Below are 16737 nucleotides of genomic sequence, written 5' to 3' on the forward strand. Positions count from 1 at the left end.
ACCCTTGGACGCTTTTCCGTCACTTGGCACACCGGCAGCAATCTCACAGCGAGGTATGCAGGATGAGCAGAGCGATCCCGTTGATAGCCCTCCGCACGTTCGTTGAGGTGTGCAAGGCCGGGAGCATGAAACGTGCAGCGGATCAGCTGTGCGTGTCACCGGCGGCCATCAGTCAGCAGATCAAAGGGCTGGAAGACCAGATCGGCAGGCGCCTCTTCGAGCGAGACGCCAAAGGCATCCAGCTCACCCCTTGCGGACGCAGCCTGTATGACGAGCTCGCCGGCACTTTCGACGTCATCGAAAAAGCCTGGTCGGGTGCTGCGCTCAAGCCGCCACGTCCGACGCGCCTGGTGATCAGCACGACGTCTACGATTGCCAGCTCCTGGCTGATCCCGGCACTGAGCGGCTTCAAGGAGCGATGCCCCAACGTCGAGATATCGATCCAGATCTGTAACGGTCTTTCGGAGCTCAAACACGGCCATGTGGATATCTGCATTCAGCGCGAAATGGCAGCCAGTTGTGATAACCACGCCACGCATTTGTGGTCGTCGTATTTGATTCCCGTGTGCAGCCCGCATCTGCTCAGCACCCAGCGCAACATCCAGAGCCCGCAAGATTGCCTGACATTCCCGCTGCTACAGGACACCGAGCGCAATTACTGGAAAGTCTGGATGAACGCGTTCGGCATGAGCAACCGCAAGATGATTCAGGGTTCCAGCTATGGCGACGAGTCCCTGTTGATCAGTGCGGCCTGTGCGGGTCAAGGCATTGCACTGGTCAACAGCGTCTTCGCTTCCGAGGCCCTGCAAAGCAAACGCCTGGTGCAGGTCACCAATGCCACCGCGGAGCTCAAGTTCGACTATTTCGTGTACTGCGCGAAAGAACGGCGCGAAGAATGGGCGATTGCGGAGTTCATGGGGTGGGCTGTGCAGCAGGCGGGCAAGACTGCGAAGGGGCACACGCGGGAGATTGAAAGCGCTGGCCAGGTGGCTTGATTCAGTTAGAGCAACCCTTTGAACACATCTTTCAAATAAGCATGCGGCTCATGCCCACTGAGTCGCGCGACCGGACGGCAGCCGCGGGATTGCCCATGCGGCGCTGACTTCCGCTGCGAAAGCACCGTGAACGTTCGTTACGGACATCATAGAACAGCTGTGTGGCCTGCTCGCCAGTCAGAGTCCCTTCTGTTCGTGCCTGCTCGATCCGAGCGAGCAGCGCGTCACACTCATCTTCCAGTCTGGGCCGGTCGACCTTATGCAGATCGTTTATGGATTGCTTGAGAGTATCGAGCATATGGATCACCTGGATCGCGCTTTCCCTGGGGTCACTGCGAAGTGCAGACATGAAGCATTGCAACATTCATTACTGTCCGGCTTGACCTGAGAACTGCTCAACGGCGACCACAACACTGTTGGCACCTTGCTGAATGTCCTTGATCACCTCGTCCGCCTCACTCGCCAAATCCAGCGCAGCGCCGGCCTGCTGTCTGCTTTTTCCGATCAAGGTCACAGCGCTGGACGCCAGAACCTGATTGTTTTTCACGACATCAAAGATTTCCGCCGTCGCTTTAGTGGTTCGAAGGGCCAGATTTCTGACCTCGTCGGCGACCACCGCAAACCCCCTGCCCTGTTCCCCGGCACGTGCCGCTTCGATTGCTGCGTTCAGGGCCAACAGATTGGTCTGGTCCGCGATGCTGCCGATGGTTTTGACGATGGTGCCGATTTCCTGGCTCTGGGCATCCAGTGCTTCAATGCCATGGGCAGCATCTTCCATCAAGGCAGAAAGCGTATTGAGGGTCGTGACGGTGTTCTGAATGACTTCGCGGCCTTGCTGGGCGCTGGCATTGGTTCGAACCGACGTGCCGTGGGCCATGCCGGCTGCTTCGGATACGGCGCGCTCGCGGGTGACCTGGTCGGTAATAACGGTGGCTATTTTGGCAATCTTGTACAGCTTGCCATTGGCATCCACGATTGGATTGTAGGAAGCCTCCAGCCATACCTCGTTGCCATGTTTATCGACTCGGCAAAACCTTCCCGCGACATAGGATGCCTGTCTAAGGGTCTGCCAAAACCGATCGTATTCCTCTGACTGAGCGTCGGATGGCACGCAAAAGATTCGGTGGTGCTTGCCCAGGATTTGGGGAAGCGTATAGCCCATAGCCTCGAGAAAATTCTGATTGGCTGTCAGCACTAACCCATCCAGAGAAAACTCGATAACGGCCGTGGAGCGCATCAACGCCCCCACCAGTGCTTCGTTCTCCCTGGAAGCTTCAATGGTTCTCGTCAGCACGCTTGAATACATGACGATTCGTTCGACTCGCCCACTCTCACCCGCGAAAGGTATAACCATTGCCCGTAGCCAGACGTGTCGACCGTCGTGGCTGCACAGGCGCAAGGTACCGCTGTAATGCTTGCCTTCGGCGATTGCATCCAATGCGCGACGCTGATGGACATCGCCCTGCAGTTCAGAGGGACTGAATTCACGCAGGGTTCGACCGACCAATTCAGCCTGTTTGAATCCCAACTCTTTCTCGAACTGAGCATTCACCTCCAGGATGACGCCTCCCGCATCCAGAGTGACGGACACGGTTTCGAGATCCAGAGTTGCCTTTACCTGCTCCAGGGCTCCCAGCTGTTTTTCCAATTGCTGGATTCTATTTTTCAACCGGGTATTGAACATGAGGGCCGCTCGCATTGACTTGAGAAGCTATCGACGCAGCGAGCGAAACCTTGAGCAGCATGGCCAGCATAATGATGGCCGGTAGAGATCAAGCATTCAATCCAGCGTGTAGGCCCTCCTTTGCCTACACATCAACATCCTGCGAATGCTCTGAAGCTCAAGAACAGTATGCTGTGGATAACTTATTCCACCGTCACAGACTTCGCCAGATTGCGCGGCTGATCCACATCCGTACCCTTCAGCACTGCCACGTAGTACGAGAGCAGTTGCAGCGGGATGGTGTACAGAATCGGCGTCAGGGCGTCGAGGATGTGGGGCATGGAAACCACATGGGTGCCCTCCCCGTTGACCATGCCGGCCTGTTCGTCAGCGAAGACAATCAGCTCGCCGCCCCGCGCACGCACTTCCTGCAGGTTGGACTTCAGCTTTTCCAGCAGCTCGTTGTTAGGTGCCACGGTGACAACAGGCATGTCGCTGTCCACCAGTGCCAACGGGCCGTGTTTCAGTTCGCCGGCCGGATAAGCTTCGGCGTGAATGTAGGAAATCTCCTTGAGCTTCAACGCCCCTTCCATCGCCACCGGGAATTGCGCGCCACGGCCCAGGAACAGGGTGTGATTCTTCTCGGCGAACAGTTCGGCGATTTTCTCCACGGTCGTGTCCATTGCCAGTGCTTCACCCAGGCGGGTCGGCAGGCGGCGCAGTTCTTCGACCAGTTCTGCTTCCACGCCAGCGCCCAGCGTGCCTTTGACCTGACCCAGTGATAGCGTCAGCAGCATCAGCGCGACCAACTGGGTGGTGAACGCCTTGGTAGAGGCGACGCCGATTTCCGGGCCGGCCTGAGTGAGCAGGGTCAGATCGGATTCACGCACCAGCGAACTGATGCCCACGTTGCAGATCGCCAGGCTGGCAAGGAAACCCAGTTCCTTGGCATTGCGCAGCGCGGCCAGGGTATCGGCGGTCTCGCCGGACTGGGAGATCGAAACGAACAGCGTGTCCGGCTGGACCACGACTTTGCGGTAGCGGAATTCGCTGGCGACTTCGACCTGGCAGGGAATGCCGGCGAGACCTTCGAGCCAGTAACGCGCGACCATGCCGGCGTGATAGCTGGTGCCGCAGGCGACGATTTGCACGTTGCGTACTTTGGCGAACAGCTCCGCCGCTTGCGGCCCGAACGCCTGCACCAGCACCTGCTGCTGACCGAGACGGCCTTCCAGGGTCCGCTGCACGACTTTTGGCTGCTCGTGGATTTCCTTGAGCATGAAGTGGCGGTACTCACCTTTGTCCGCCGCTTCTGCGCCCTCGTGATACTGGACGATCTCACGCTCGACAGGCAGGCCGGATGCGTCCCAGATCTGCACGCTGTCGCGACGGATCTCGGCGATGTCGCCCTCTTCCAGGTACATGAAACGGTCCGTAACCTGACGCAACGCCAGCTGATCGGAGGCGAGGAAGTTTTCCCCAAGGCCCAGACCGACCACCAGCGGACTGCCACTGCGAGCGGCAATCAGGCGATCCGGTTGCTGTGCGCTGATGACCGCAAGGCCATAAGCGCCGTGCAGTTCCTTCACCGTAGCCTTCAGAGCAGCGGCCAGATCGGGCGTGTCCTGGAGTTTATGGTGCAGCAGGTGGACGATGACTTCGGTGTCCGTGTCAGACGTGAACACGTAACCAAGACCCTTCAGACGCTCGCGAAGCGGCTCATGGTTTTCGATAATGCCGTTATGCACCACCGCCAGTTGCTCGTTCGAAAAATGTGGGTGAGCGTTACGCTCCAACGGCGCCCCGTGCGTTGCCCAACGGGTGTGAGCAATGCCGAGGCGGCCTGCGACCGGCTCACCGGCGAGTGCCCGCTCCAGTTCGTTGACCTTGCCAACCCGGCGGCGACGCTCGAGCACGCCGGCGTTGTTGAATAACGCTACGCCAGCGCTGTCGTAGCCCCGGTATTCCAGGCGCTTGAGACCCTCCAGCAGGATCGCAGTAACATTCCGCTCAGCAACAGCTCCGACAATTCCACACATGGTCTTCTCCTAGGAAACAGCAGCGCAAATCAAGGTTACGCCGCGAGCCTGAATTTGTTCGCGCGCCTCTTGAGGCAGGCGGTCATCGGTAATAAGGGTATGGACGCTGCTCCAGGGCAGCTCCAGATTGGGAATCTTGCGACCGACCTTGTCGGCCTCGACCATCACGATCACTTCCCGGGCGACCTCGGCCATCACCCGGCTGAGGCCGAGCAGTTCGTTGAATGTGGTTGTACCGCGGGTCAGATCAATGCCGTCGGCGCCGATAAACAGCTGATCGAAATCGTAGGAACGCAGCACCTGTTCAGCCACCTGGCCCTGAAACGACTCTGAATGCGGGTCCCACGTCCCGCCTGTCATTAGCAGGACCGGCTCGTGCTCCAGTTCACCCAGCGCGTTGGCGACGTGCAGGGAATTGGTCATCACCACGAGGCCCGGCTGTAGGCCCAGCTCCGGAATCATCGCAGCCGTGGTACTGCCGCTGTCGATGATGATCCGTGCGTGTTCCCGAATGCGGGCAACAGCGGCGCGGGCGATGGCTTGTTTGAACCTGGACACAGGCTGGCCGGGTTCGCCGATCAATTCCTGGGGCATGGTGATGGCGCCGCCATAACGACGCAGCAGCAGCCCGTTACTTTCAAGTGCGGCCAGATCCTTCCTGACGGTCACCTCGGAGGTTTCAAACCGCTTGGCCAACTCATCCACACTCACCTCGCCCCGCTCATTGAGCAAAGCAAGGATGTTGTGGCGGCGCTGAGGCGTATTACGTTTCGACATAGTGATCTTAAGTTTCGATTCGAAAGTTAACGAACGCAATGAAAGCTCATCGAAAGATATACGTCAAGGGGGAATGGGTATAGGGGAGGATGAAATAGGATGTGTTTGAACGATTTCCGCTCACAGACCAGCATCGGCTGCCTGCTTGGCAGCAGCCGATGTAACCTGGGGATAACTCAATCTTTCTTGGTTTTCACCGGGCGCTTCCAGCCTTCGATGTTGCGTTGACGCGCACGGGCGACCGCAAGCTGTTCGGCAGGTACGTCCTGATTGATCGTGGAGCCGGCGGCAGTGGTAGCGCCCGACGCGATGTGCACAGGGGCAACCAGCGAGTTATTCGAGCCGATGAACACGTCCTCGCCCATTATCGTCTTGTGCTTGTTGGCGCCATCGTAGTTGCACGTGATGGTGCCGGCGCCAACGTTGGTGCGCGCGCCGATGACTGCATCACCCAAGTAGGTCAGATGACCTGCCTTGGCACCCTCCCCCAGATGGGCATTCTTCAATTCGACGAAGTTACCCACATGAGCGCGGGCATCGAGCACGCTGCCCGGGCGCAGACGGGCGAATGGCCCTGCATCCGCACCTTCGCCAACGATCGCGCCTTCAAGATGACTGTTCGCCTTGATGATTGCGCCTTTGCGCAAGGTGCTGTCCTTGATCACGCAGTTCGGCCCGATCGAGACGTCGTCCTCGATGACCACTCGCCCTTCAAGGATGACGTTCACATCGATCATCACGTCGCGGCCCGTGGTGACGTCGCCACGAACGTCAAAACGCGCCGGGTCGCGCAGCGTGACGCCCAACGCCATGAGTCGGCGGGCTTCGCGTTGCTGGTAATGACGCTCGAGCTCGGCAAGCTGTTTACGATCATTGGCGCCCTGCACTTCCATCGCATCATCAGGCTGGGCAGTTGCGACCACCAGGCCGTCGTTGACGGCCATGGCAATCACGTCAGTCAGGTAATACTCACCCTGAACATTGTTGTTGGAGAGGCGGCCCAGCCAGTCTGCCAGTCGCTTGCCGGGTACGGCGAGAATACCGGTGTTTCCTTCCTTGATCGCCTTCTGCGCTTCGGTTGCATCCTTGTGCTCGACGATAGCGCTGACGCGGTGGTGCGTATCACGAACGATCCGACCATAGCCGGTCGGGTCATCCAGCGTGACTGTCAGCAGGCCCAGTTGTTGATCGTTTGCCAAGGCAAGCAATCGGTGCAGGGTCTCCACTTTTATAAGCGGGACATCGCCGTAAAGAATCAGCACCGTTTCAGCGGTCAACACCGGCAGCGCTTGCGCCACTGCATGGCCTGTCCCCAACTGTTTGTCCTGCAGAACAAAACTCAGATCATCGCTGGCCAGTTGCTCGCGGACTCGCTCGGCGCCATGGCCAATAACCACATGAATGCCTTTTGGGGAAAGCTGGCGTGCACTGTGGATGACGTGGCCGAGCATCGATTTGCCGGCCACCGGATGCAAGACCTTGGGCAGAGCGGAACGCATGCGAGTGCCCTGACCCGCGGCGAGAATGACGATATCGAGAGACATGAAGGGATTCCAGACGAGCAGGCCACATTAGCCGGGCTGATAATTCAGGCGAGATAGCCGAAAAAAGAAAAAGGGTAGCCGAGGCTACCCTTTTACTCAATCGCGCAACGAGCCGTCGGTGTTAGCCGCCGAACTTCTTGCGAATTTGCTGAACGGTGCGCAGCTGAGCTGCGGCCTCCGCCAGACGTGCAGCAGCAGATCCGTAATCGAAATCTGCGCCTTTTTCATTCAGAGCACGCTCGGCAGCCTTGACGGCTTCCTGAGCTGAGGCTTCGTCCAGATCAGCAGCACGTTGCACGGTATCGGCAAGCACTTTGACCATGTTCGGTTGAACCTCAAGGAAACCACCGGAGATGTAAAACACCTCGGCTTCGCCACCCTGCTTGATCAGGCGGATCGGACCCGGCTTCAGATCGGTGATCAACGGTGCGTGACCTGGAGCAATACCGATATCACCCAGGTTACCGTGTGCAATCACCATCTCGACCAGACCGGAGAAAATCTCTCCTTCCGCGCTGACGATATCGCAATGGACTGTCATAGCCATTTGCCTGCCTCAACCTGATTAGCGCCCGTTGCCGGGCGCCTGGATTACAGTTTCTTGGCTTTCTCGATCGCTTCTTCGATGCCGCCGACCATGTAGAACGCCTGTTCAGGCAGATGGTCGTAGTCACCAGCGAGGATGCCTTTGAAGCCAGCAATGGTGTCTTTCAGGGAAACGTATTTACCCGAGGCACCGGTGAAGACTTCAGCCACGAAGAACGGCTGCGACAGGAAGCGCTGAATCTTACGAGCGCGGGATACCAACTGCTTGTCGGTTTCCGACAGCTCGTCCATACCCAGGATCGCGATGATGTCTTTCAGCTCTTTGTAACGCTGCAGAACATACTGAACGCCGCGAGCGGTGTCGTAGTGGTCCTGACCGATGACGTTCGGGTCCAGCTGGCGCGAAGTCGAGTCCAGTGGATCGACCGCTGGGTAGATACCCAGGGAAGCGATGTCACGGGACAGAACGACAGTGGCGTCCAGGTGAGCAAACGTTGTGGCTGGCGATGGGTCGGTCAAGTCATCCGCCGGTACGTATACCGCCTGGATGGAAGTGATCGAGCCTTCCTTGGTCGAAGTGATGCGCTCTTGCAGTACGCCCATCTCTTCAGCCAGCGTCGGCTGGTAACCTACTGCTGAAGGCATACGGCCCAGCAGTGCGGATACTTCAGTACCGGCCAGTGTGTAACGATAGATGTTGTCGACGAACAACAGAACGTCGTTACCTTCGTCACGGAACTTCTCAGCCATGGTCAGGCCAGTCAGTGCAACGCGCAGACGGTTACCCGGCGGCTCGTTCATTTGACCGTAGACCAGCGCTACTTTGTCCAGAACGTTGGAGTCCTTCATCTCGTGGTAGAAGTCGTTACCCTCACGGGTACGCTCGCCCACACCAGCGAACACGGAATAACCGCTGTGCTCGATGGCGATGTTACGGATCAGTTCCATCATGTTTACGGTCTTGCCGACACCGGCACCACCGAACAGACCGACTTTACCGCCCTTGGCAAACGGGCAAACCAGGTCGATGACCTTGATACCGGTTTCCAGGAGGTCGTTGCCGCCAGCCTGATCAGCGAACGAAGGCGCAGGACGGTGAATGCCCCAGCGCTCTTCGGTTTCGATCGGGCCCGCTTCGTCGATCGGGTTGCCCAGTACGTCCATGATCCGGCCCAGTGTCGCTTTACCGACCGGTACGGAGATGGCTGCGCCGCTGTCGATAACGTCCAGACCGCGCTTCAAGCCTTCGGTGGAACCCATCGCAATGGTACGAACTACGCCGTCGCCCAGCTGCTGCTGAACTTCCAGAGTAGTTTCCGCGCCTTGTACTTTCAGCGCGTTGTAGATGCTCGGTACGCTGTCGCGTGGAAATTCCACGTCGATCACGGCGCCGATGATTTGAACGATACGTCCGCTACTCATTAGCTGGATCCTCTGAATATTTGAACCGTTAAACCGCGGCAGCGCCGCCGACGATTTCCGAGATCTCTTGGGTGATCGCTGCCTGACGCGCCTTGTTGTAGATCAGCTGCAAATCGCTGATCAAATCACCGGCGTTGTCAGTGGCGTTCTTCATCGCGATCATCCGCGCAGCCTGTTCAGCCGCGTTGTTCTCGACCACCGCCTGATAGACCTGCGACTCCACGTAACGGACCATCAAGCCGTCCAGCAGCTCTTTGGCGTCGGGTTCGTACAGGTAATCCCAGTGGTGCTTGAGTTCTTGATCCTGGGTCGCGACCAACGGAATCAACTGCTCGACCGTTGGTTGCTGAGTCATGGTGTTGATGAACTTGTTGGACACCACGGACAGGCGATCAATACGGCCCTCCAGGTAGGCATCCAGCATCACCTTGACGCTGCCGATCAAGTCGTTGATCGACGGCTCTTCGCCCAAGTGGCTGATCGCAGCGACGACGTTACCGCCGAAGTTGCGGAAAAACGCCGCACCTTTGCTGCCGACCACGCACAGATCGATCTCTACGCCGTTTTCACGGTTCTTCGCCATGTCCTTGACCAAAGCCTTGAACAGGTTGGTATTCAAGCCACCACACAGACCACGGTCACTGCTCACCACGACGTAACCGACGCGCTTTACTTCGCGTTCGATCATGAAGGGATGACGGTATTCCGGGTTAGCGTTGGCGAGATGACCAATCACCTGGCGGATGCGCTCCGCGTAAGGACGGCTAGCAGCCATGCGCATTTGAGCCTTGCGCATTTTACTGACCGCCACTTTTTCCATGGCGCTGGTGATCTTTTGCGTGCTTTTGATGCTCGCAATCTTGCTGCGAATCTCTTTTGCGCCTGCCATGTAACACCTATCAGGTTAGCAAGCGGGAGCCTCGCGGCTCCCGCTGCGGCTTACCAGGTTTGGGTGGCCTTGAACTTCTCGATACCGGCTTTCAGGCCAGAATCGATTTCGTCATTGAAGTCACCCTTCACGTTGATCTTCGCCATCAAATCGGCGTGATCTCGGTTGAAGTAAGCAATCAGCGCTTGTTCAAAGCTGCCAACCTTGGCGATTTCAACGTCAGTCAGGAACCCACGCTCAGCGGCATACAGCGACAGCGACATGTCAGCAATCGACATTGGCGCATATTGCTTCTGCTTCATCAGCTCGGTAACGCGCTGACCATGCTCAAGTTGCTTACGGGTCGCTTCGTCCAGGTCAGAGGCGAACTGGGCAAATGCTGCCAGTTCACGGTACTGAGCCAGAGCGGTACGGATACCACCGGAGAGCTTCTTGATGATCTTGGTCTGAGCGGCACCACCCACACGGGATACCGAAACACCGGCGTTCACTGCCGGGCGGATGCCGGAGTTGAACATGGCCGATTCCAGGAAGATCTGACCGTCAGTGATGGAAATCACGTTGGTCGGAACGAACGCGGAAACGTCGCCAGCCTGGGTTTCGATGATCGGCAATGCGGTCAGGGAGCCGGTTTTGCCGGTCACTGCGCCATTGGTGAACTTCTCTACGTACTCTTCCGAAACGCGGGATGCACGCTCCAGCAGACGGGAGTGGAGATAGAACACGTCGCCTGGGTAAGCTTCACGGCCTGGTGGACGACGCAGCAGCAGGGAGATCTGGCGATAAGCCACAGCCTGCTTGGACAGATCGTCATAAACGATCAGTGCATCTTCACCGCGGTCGCGGAAGTATTCGCCCATGGTGCAACCGGAATACGGTGCCAGGAATTGCAGCGCTGGGGATTCGGAAGCACTGGCAGCCACGATGATCGTGTTGGCCAGAGCGCCGTTCTCTTCCAGTTTGCGAACCACGTTGGCGATGGTCGATTGCTTCTGACCGATTGCTACATAGACGCAGAAGATTCCGCTGTCTTTCTGATTGATGATCGCGTCGATCGCCAGAGCGGTTTTACCGATCTGACGGTCACCGATGATCAGCTCGCGCTGGCCACGGCCGACAGGAATCATTGCATCGACAGCCTTGTAGCCAGTCTGTACAGGCTGGTCTACCGACTTACGCCAGATCACGCCTGGAGCAACTTTCTCGACCGCGTCGGTCTCGGTGTTGTTCAGCGGACCTTTGCCGTCGACAGGGTTACCCAGTGCGTCGACAACGCGACCCAGCAGTTCCTTACCAACCGGAACCTCGAGGATACGGCCAGTGCACTTGGCGCTCATGCCTTCGGCCAGAGACTGGTAGGAGCCCAGTACAACGGCACCTACGGAGTCTTGCTCCAGGTTGAGAGCCATACCGAAGACGCCGCCCGGAAACTCGATCATTTCGCCGTACATTACGTCGGCGAGACCGTGAATCCGCACAATGCCGTCAGATACGCTGACGACAGTGCCTTCGTTACGGGCTTGGGAGGACACATCGAGCTTGTCGATGCGACCCTTGATGATTTCACTTATTTCGGAAGGATTGAGTTGCTGCATTGCTCTGCTGCCCCTTCAAACTCAAGATTTCAATGCTTCGGCTAGTTGCGCGAGTTTGCCGCGAACTGAGCCATCGATAACCAGGTCGCCAGCGCGGATAACGACACCACCGATCAGGGTGGCATCCTCCGCAGCGTGCAGGCGCACTTCCCGGCCGAGCCGTGCACTGAGAACCTTGGCGAGTTTGTCTTGCTGTTCTTGGTTCAATGCAAAAGCACTGGTCACATCCACATCTACCGACTTTTCCTGCTCGGCCTTGTACAGGTCGAACAGCTCGGAGATCTCCGGCAAAAGCGGGAGGCGGTCGTTTTCTGCAACGACCTGGATGAAATTCTGTGCCTTGGCATCGAACTTGTCGCCGCACACTTCAATAAAAGTGGCTGCCTTGTCTGCGCTCGTCAGTCGCGGGGCCTTGAGCATGCGCTGCATCGTGTCGTCTTGCGACACTGCAGCAGCCAGGCCGAGCATGGCTGACCAATTGGCCAGTTGCTGGTGCGCCTGTGCATGCTCGAAGGCTGCCTTAGCGTAAGGTCGGGCCAACGTGGTCAGTTCTGCCATGATCGCCCTCGCTTAAATTTCAGCAGCCAGTTTGTTTACCAGCTCCGCGTGCGCGTTTTGATCGATTGTGGCACCCAGGATCTTCTCTGCGCCGTTGACTGCCAGGCTACCCAGTTGGGCGCGCAGCGCGTCTTTGACGCCGTTCAGTTCCTGTTCGATCTCGGCCTGAGCCTGAGCCTTGATGCGGTCAGCTTCAACGCGAGCCTGTTCACGGGCTTCGTCGACAATCTGGGTACCGCGTTTCTTGGCTTGCTCAATGATCTCAGCTGCCTGAGCCTTAGCTTCGCGCAGTTGCTGACCCACTTTATCTTGGGCCAGCTCCAGGTCGCGAGCTGCTCGTGTAGCAGCGTCCAGTCCATCCGCAATCTTCTTCTGACGTTCGTGCAAAGCCGCGATGACCGGAGGCCACACGAACTTCATGCAGAACAGCACAAAAATGAAGAACGCAACGGACTGGCCAATCAGGGTTGCATTAATGTTCACGCCAACACCTCGCTCGTTCGTTGTCCATCACACCAATCAACTCGAAAATTCGAGTGATCAGCCAGCGAGTTGACCAACGAAGGGGTTCGCAAAAGTGAAGAACAGAGCGATACCAACACCGATCATGGTCACGGCGTCGAGCAGACCAGCCACGATGAACATTTTAACTTGCAGCATTGGAACCATTTCCGGTTGACGCGCAGCGCCTTCCAGGAATTTACCGCCCAGCAGGCCGAAACCGATTGCAGTACCCAGTGCGCCCAGGCCGATCAGCAGTGCAACAGCGATAGCAGTTAGACCAACTACAGTTTCCATCTTTCCTCCCGACTTTTACGTCGTATTGGTTAGGTTTTCTTAGATTAAAGCGGTAAAGCAAAATCGTCTCTTATATCAAGCCCTCGCGGGCACCCCCTCACCGGAGTGAGGGGATCATCAGACTCGCCAGGCGGGTCTCAATGGTTATCTTCGTGAGCCATCGAAAGGTAGACGATGGTCAGCATCATGAAGATGAACGCTTGCAGGGTGATGATCAGGATGTGGAACACAGCCCACGCCCATTGCAGGACCACGCCCAGGCCGCTGAGCCACAGCAGACCGCTGCCGAACATGACCGCGATAAGAATGAACACCAGTTCACCCGCGTACATGTTGCCGAACAGTCGCAGCGCCAGGGAGATCGGCTTGGCCACCAGAGTCACGAATTCAAGCAGGAAGTTCACCGGAATCAGCAGCGCCTGAACGAAAATGTTCTTGCTGCCGAACGGGTGCAGGGTCAATTCGCCGATGAAGCCGCCGATACCCTTGATCTTGATGCTGTAGAAAATGATCAGAGCAAATACGGACAGAGCCATGCCCAGCGTCGCGTTCGGATCGGTTGTCGATACGGCGCGGAAAGGAATGTGATGATCACCGGTTATCATGATCGCCAGTTGCGGGATCCAGTCGACAGGAATCAAATCGACGGCGTTCATGAGGAACACCCAGGCGAAGATGGTCAATGCCAGAGGGGCGATCACGGCGCTGCGGCCATGGAAGCTGTCCCGGACGCTGCCGTCAACGAACTCGACGAGCACTTCAACGAAGTTCTGCAGAGCGCCCGGCTGACCCGAAGTCGCCTTTTTAGCGGCCATGCGGAAAATGAGGACGAAGATCAGACCCAGTGCGACCGACCAGCCGAGCGTGTCGACGTGGAAAGCCCAAAAGCCCATTTCTTTTGCTTCAGCCGCTGAATGCGCGAAGCCCCAACTGCCGTCAGGCAAATGACCAAAGGTCAAGTTCTGCAAGTGGTGCTGGATATAGCCCGAAGCTGTTTGCTCTGCCATGGTTGCCTCAAACGCCCTAAGGTCTCGAAAGTCTTGTTCTCATTAGCAGGGGCGCAAACCAACTGACCAGTTGGGTCAGTATGAACACGCCGAAAACCGCCAGCGGAGCCAGCGGCTTTACTCCTGCAAACGTCAGTGCAAAGAGCACCGCCGTAAAAATCAGCTTGCCTGCCTCGCCGGCGTAGAACGACCGAACGATGGCCTGCGCTGCCCTGGCCCCGGAGTACCGGAATGCCTTATGAGCAAAATACAAATTCGGCAGCCAGGCTATCAGGCCTCCGCAAAGACCCGAATACCCGGCTACGACACCGTGCCACTGCCAAAGCGCCAGCGCAGTCCCCAGAAGGACTATCAACTGAGCCAGCAAGATCGGGAAAACAGCCAGGCGATGGAATGGCAAGCGGTTTGGCGTGCGTGTCTCCATCACATGGGCTCCTCGTAAGCCGGCCGCCAAAATCAACAACTTGGCATAAATTGTGCCGACAAAATGCGCGCAGAGTATAGGGGCGGTTCAGCCCCTATTCAACTGCCAGGTAGTGATTTCCGACTACCCGCTACGCATGATTTGTTTCAGCGAATGTGAGCGAGCACACCCTGTAGCTCATCCAGCGAGTTGTAACGGATGACCAACTGACCTTTGCCCTTCTGTCCATGGCGGATTTGCACTGCGGAGCCCAGCCGCTCGGCAAGACGCTGCTCCAGACGTGTAATGTCAGGATCAGCCTTCACCGGCTCTGCAGCCTCCTGTTTTCCGCTGAGCCACTGGCGAACCAGTGCCTCAGTCTGGCGCACGGTCAAACCGCGTGCGACAACATGTCGCGCCCCTTCAACCTGCTGATCTTCGGGCAGCCCCAACAGTGCACGGGCGTGGCCCATCTCCAGATCTCCATGGGAGAGCATGGTCTTGATGACTTCCGGCAATGCGATCAGTCGCAGCAGATTCGCTACGCTGACTCGCGACTTGCCGACCGCTTCGGCCACCTGCTGTTGGGTCAGCTGAAATTCCTGCTGCAAACGCTGCAGGGCAATCGCTTCCTCGATCGGATTCAAGTCTTCGCGCTGGATGTTCTCGATCAACGCCATCGCGATGGCCGCTTCATCCGGCACGTCACGCACCATGGCGGGAATCGTTTCGATCCCAGCCTGCTGGCTGGCGCGCCAGCGGCGTTCACCAGCAATGATCTCGAAGCGGTTGTCAGCAATGGGGCGGACCACGATCGGCTGCATTACCCCTTGCGCCTTGATCGAGTTCGCCAGTTCTTCCAGCGCTTGAGGATCCATGTCACGACGCGGCTGATATTTGCCTCGTTGAATCAGGTCCAGCGGAATGTGCTGAAGCTCGCGCTCACTGGCCTTCACCGCCTGTTCTTCCAATGCGCTGACGGTGGGGCTGCTCAGCAGTGCGTCCAGCCCACGTCCGAGTCCACGTTTCTTGACGGCCATGGAATTTCCTTAAGTGGGCTGAGCCGCGGTGCGACTGCCGCGACGTTGGCGACGGACCATCTCGCCCGCAAGCGCCAGGTAAGCCAGCGCGCCGCGAGAAGTCTTGTCGTACGCCAGTGCCGGCATACCGAAGCTTGGCGCCTCGGCCAGACGAATATTGCGCGGAATAACGGTGTCGTACAGCTGCTCGCCGAAGTGCTCTTTGAGCTGTGCCGAAACATCGTTGATCAGGCTGAGCCGCGGGTCATACATGGTCCGCAGCAAACCTTCGATTTTGAGTTGTGGATTGAGCAATTCACCGATGCGCTTGATGTTATCCACAAGGTCGCTCAAACCTTCGAGCGCGAAGTACTCACACTGCATGGGGATAATAACGCCATCGGCCGCAACCAACGCGTTGAGCGTCAACATTGAAAGCGACGGAGGGCAGTCAATGAGGATGTAATCGTAATTTTCGCGGATGGGCGCCAGCGCTGAACGCAGGCGGGATTCCTTCATCTGCATTTCCAGCAGGACTACCTCGGCAGCCGTCAGATCGCGGTTTGCCGGTAGCAGCTGATATCCGCCGTGTTCGGAAAAGTGGATGGCCTGATTCAGATCGCACTCGCCAATCAGCAAATCGTAGACCGAATGCTCAAGCGCGTGCTTATCCACACCACTGCCCATGGTGGCATTGCCTTGTGGGTCGAGATCGATCAACAGCACCCGACGCTTGGTAGCCACCAGCGACGCCGCGAGGTTGATGCAGGTTGTGGTTTTACCCACCCCGCCTTTTTGGTTCGCTATCGCGAATACCTTAGCCATTCTTGCGTGTGTTCCCTGTCATGCCGAGCGGCGCAGTATCAGCAGATGCCGTTGACCTTGGCAACCGGGTACGGCCAAGGCTTGCGCGCTTTCCAGATGAAAATCTGCGGGCAATGCTACCAGTTCATCCACTGGATGAAGACCCTTCATTGCCAACCAGCGCGTTTCAGCGTCGCCCATATGCCGAGTCCACTGGGTAAAGTCTTCCAGACTGCTGAAGGCGCGGGAGATGATGCCGTTGAACGGCAGCGCAGGCTGGAAAGCTTCGGCGCGGCTGTGGATAACTTGCAGGTTGGCGAGCGCGAGCTCCAGTTTTACCTGGGTCAGAAACCGGGTCTTCTTGCCGTTGCTGTCGAGCACCGTGACTTTCATGTCCGGGAACAGGATGGCAAGCGGTATGCCAGGCATCCCGCCGCCGCTACCGACGTCCAGCTGACGCTCACCTTCGATGAAACGCACCACGCTCAAACTATCCAGCAGATGTCGAGACACCATCTCATCAGGATCACGAACAGCGGTCAGGTTGTACGCCTTGTTCCACTTGATCAGCAAGGCCAGGTACGCCAGCAACTGGCTGTGTTGACTCTCGCTTAACTCGACGCCGAGCTCTCGAGCGCCAAGGGTCAGTTCTTCTGCATGCTGCGGGGTAACCATCGA

General features: G+C 57.6%; 18 protein-coding genes and 1 pseudogene. 1 reads left to right on the plus strand and 18 read right to left on the minus strand.

All coding sequences use genetic code 11. The features are described 5' to 3' along the window. Window positions 1-62 precede the first annotated feature (62 nt). Window positions 63-995, plus strand: a complete 933-nt coding sequence (locus ACYAR8_RS23410) for a LysR substrate-binding domain-containing protein (protein WP_463581191.1) — start codon at window positions 63-65, stop codon at window positions 993-995. A 31-nt stretch (window positions 996-1026) separates the two neighbouring features. On the opposite strand, the gene ACYAR8_RS23415 is transcribed toward ACYAR8_RS23410, so the two are convergent. The 18 genes and pseudogenes from ACYAR8_RS23415 to rsmG form a co-directional block, all read right to left on the minus strand. Further along, window positions 1027-1293: a hypothetical protein gene (locus ACYAR8_RS23415; protein ID WP_463581192.1), complete on the minus strand. Its 267-nt coding sequence runs from the start codon at window positions 1291-1293 to the stop codon at window positions 1027-1029. A 69-nt stretch (window positions 1294-1362) separates the two neighbouring features. Further along, entirely contained in the window at window positions 1363-1872 is a 510-nt protein-coding gene (locus tag ACYAR8_RS23420; protein ID WP_463581233.1) for a methyl-accepting chemotaxis protein, read from the minus strand. A gap of 30 nt (window positions 1873-1902) precedes the next feature. After that, window positions 1903-2694: pseudogene (locus tag ACYAR8_RS23425) on the minus strand (PAS domain-containing protein); the annotation flags it as partial. A gap of 167 nt (window positions 2695-2861) precedes the next feature. Continuing rightward, window positions 2862-4697, minus strand: coding sequence for a glutamine--fructose-6-phosphate transaminase (isomerizing) (gene glmS / locus ACYAR8_RS23430; RefSeq protein ID WP_108121251.1), 1836 nt, complete (start codon window positions 4695-4697; stop codon window positions 2862-2864). A 9-nt stretch (window positions 4698-4706) separates the two neighbouring features. Next, a complete protein-coding gene (locus ACYAR8_RS23435; protein WP_074886092.1) occupies window positions 4707-5474 on the minus strand; it encodes a DeoR/GlpR family DNA-binding transcription regulator in 768 nt (255 codons plus the stop codon). Between the two features lie 176 nt (window positions 5475-5650). Beyond that, entirely contained in the window at window positions 5651-7018 is a 1368-nt protein-coding gene (glmU, locus tag ACYAR8_RS23440; protein WP_463581193.1) for a bifunctional UDP-N-acetylglucosamine diphosphorylase/glucosamine-1-phosphate N-acetyltransferase GlmU, read from the minus strand. Window positions 7019-7139: 121 nt separating this feature from the next. Then, on the minus strand, window positions 7140-7565 hold the full coding sequence (locus ACYAR8_RS23445; protein ID WP_037016911.1) for a F0F1 ATP synthase subunit epsilon: 426 nt from the start codon (window positions 7563-7565) through the stop codon (window positions 7140-7142). 44 nt (window positions 7566-7609) lie between these two features. Continuing rightward, window positions 7610-8986, minus strand: a complete 1377-nt coding sequence (gene atpD, locus ACYAR8_RS23450) for a F0F1 ATP synthase subunit beta (RefSeq protein WP_037016914.1) — start codon at window positions 8984-8986, stop codon at window positions 7610-7612. Window positions 8987-9014: 28 nt separating this feature from the next. After that, the gene (gene atpG, locus ACYAR8_RS23455; RefSeq protein ID WP_037016916.1) at window positions 9015-9875 is read right to left on the minus strand and encodes a F0F1 ATP synthase subunit gamma; all 861 of its coding nucleotides are present in this window, start codon (window positions 9873-9875) and stop codon (window positions 9015-9017) included. A gap of 50 nt (window positions 9876-9925) precedes the next feature. Next, window positions 9926-11470 carry a F0F1 ATP synthase subunit alpha gene (gene atpA, locus ACYAR8_RS23460; protein ID WP_074886098.1) on the minus strand — a complete coding sequence of 515 codons (1545 nt, stop codon included), beginning with the start codon at window positions 11468-11470 and terminating at the stop codon, window positions 9926-9928. Window positions 11471-11491: 21 nt separating this feature from the next. Continuing rightward, window positions 11492-12028 carry a F0F1 ATP synthase subunit delta gene (locus tag ACYAR8_RS23465; RefSeq protein ID WP_074886101.1) on the minus strand — a complete coding sequence of 179 codons (537 nt, stop codon included), beginning with the start codon at window positions 12026-12028 and terminating at the stop codon, window positions 11492-11494. Between the two features lie 12 nt (window positions 12029-12040). After that, entirely contained in the window at window positions 12041-12511 is a 471-nt protein-coding gene (locus ACYAR8_RS23470; protein ID WP_065988056.1) for a F0F1 ATP synthase subunit B, read from the minus strand. A gap of 57 nt (window positions 12512-12568) precedes the next feature. Further along, a complete protein-coding gene (atpE, locus tag ACYAR8_RS23475) occupies window positions 12569-12826 on the minus strand; it encodes a F0F1 ATP synthase subunit C (RefSeq protein ID WP_002555987.1) in 258 nt (85 codons plus the stop codon). A 137-nt stretch (window positions 12827-12963) separates the two neighbouring features. Then, entirely contained in the window at window positions 12964-13833 is an 870-nt protein-coding gene (gene atpB, locus ACYAR8_RS23480) for a F0F1 ATP synthase subunit A (protein WP_074886103.1), read from the minus strand. A gap of 16 nt (window positions 13834-13849) precedes the next feature. Next, window positions 13850-14257, minus strand: a complete 408-nt coding sequence (locus ACYAR8_RS23485) for a F0F1 ATP synthase subunit I (RefSeq protein ID WP_463581194.1) — start codon at window positions 14255-14257, stop codon at window positions 13850-13852. 146 nt (window positions 14258-14403) lie between these two features. Beyond that, complete coding sequence (locus ACYAR8_RS23490; RefSeq protein WP_074886109.1) at window positions 14404-15276, minus strand: ParB/RepB/Spo0J family partition protein; 873 nt, start codon at window positions 15274-15276, stop codon at window positions 14404-14406. Window positions 15277-15285: 9 nt separating this feature from the next. Then, entirely contained in the window at window positions 15286-16080 is a 795-nt protein-coding gene (locus ACYAR8_RS23495; protein ID WP_074886113.1) for a ParA family protein, read from the minus strand. 18 nt (window positions 16081-16098) lie between these two features. Next, window positions 16099-16734: a 16S rRNA (guanine(527)-N(7))-methyltransferase RsmG gene (rsmG, locus tag ACYAR8_RS23500; RefSeq protein WP_175514147.1), complete on the minus strand. Its 636-nt coding sequence runs from the start codon at window positions 16732-16734 to the stop codon at window positions 16099-16101. Window positions 16735-16737: the final 3 nt, after the last annotated feature.

It is taken from the genome of Pseudomonas sp. HP_01 (assembly GCF_055284355.1).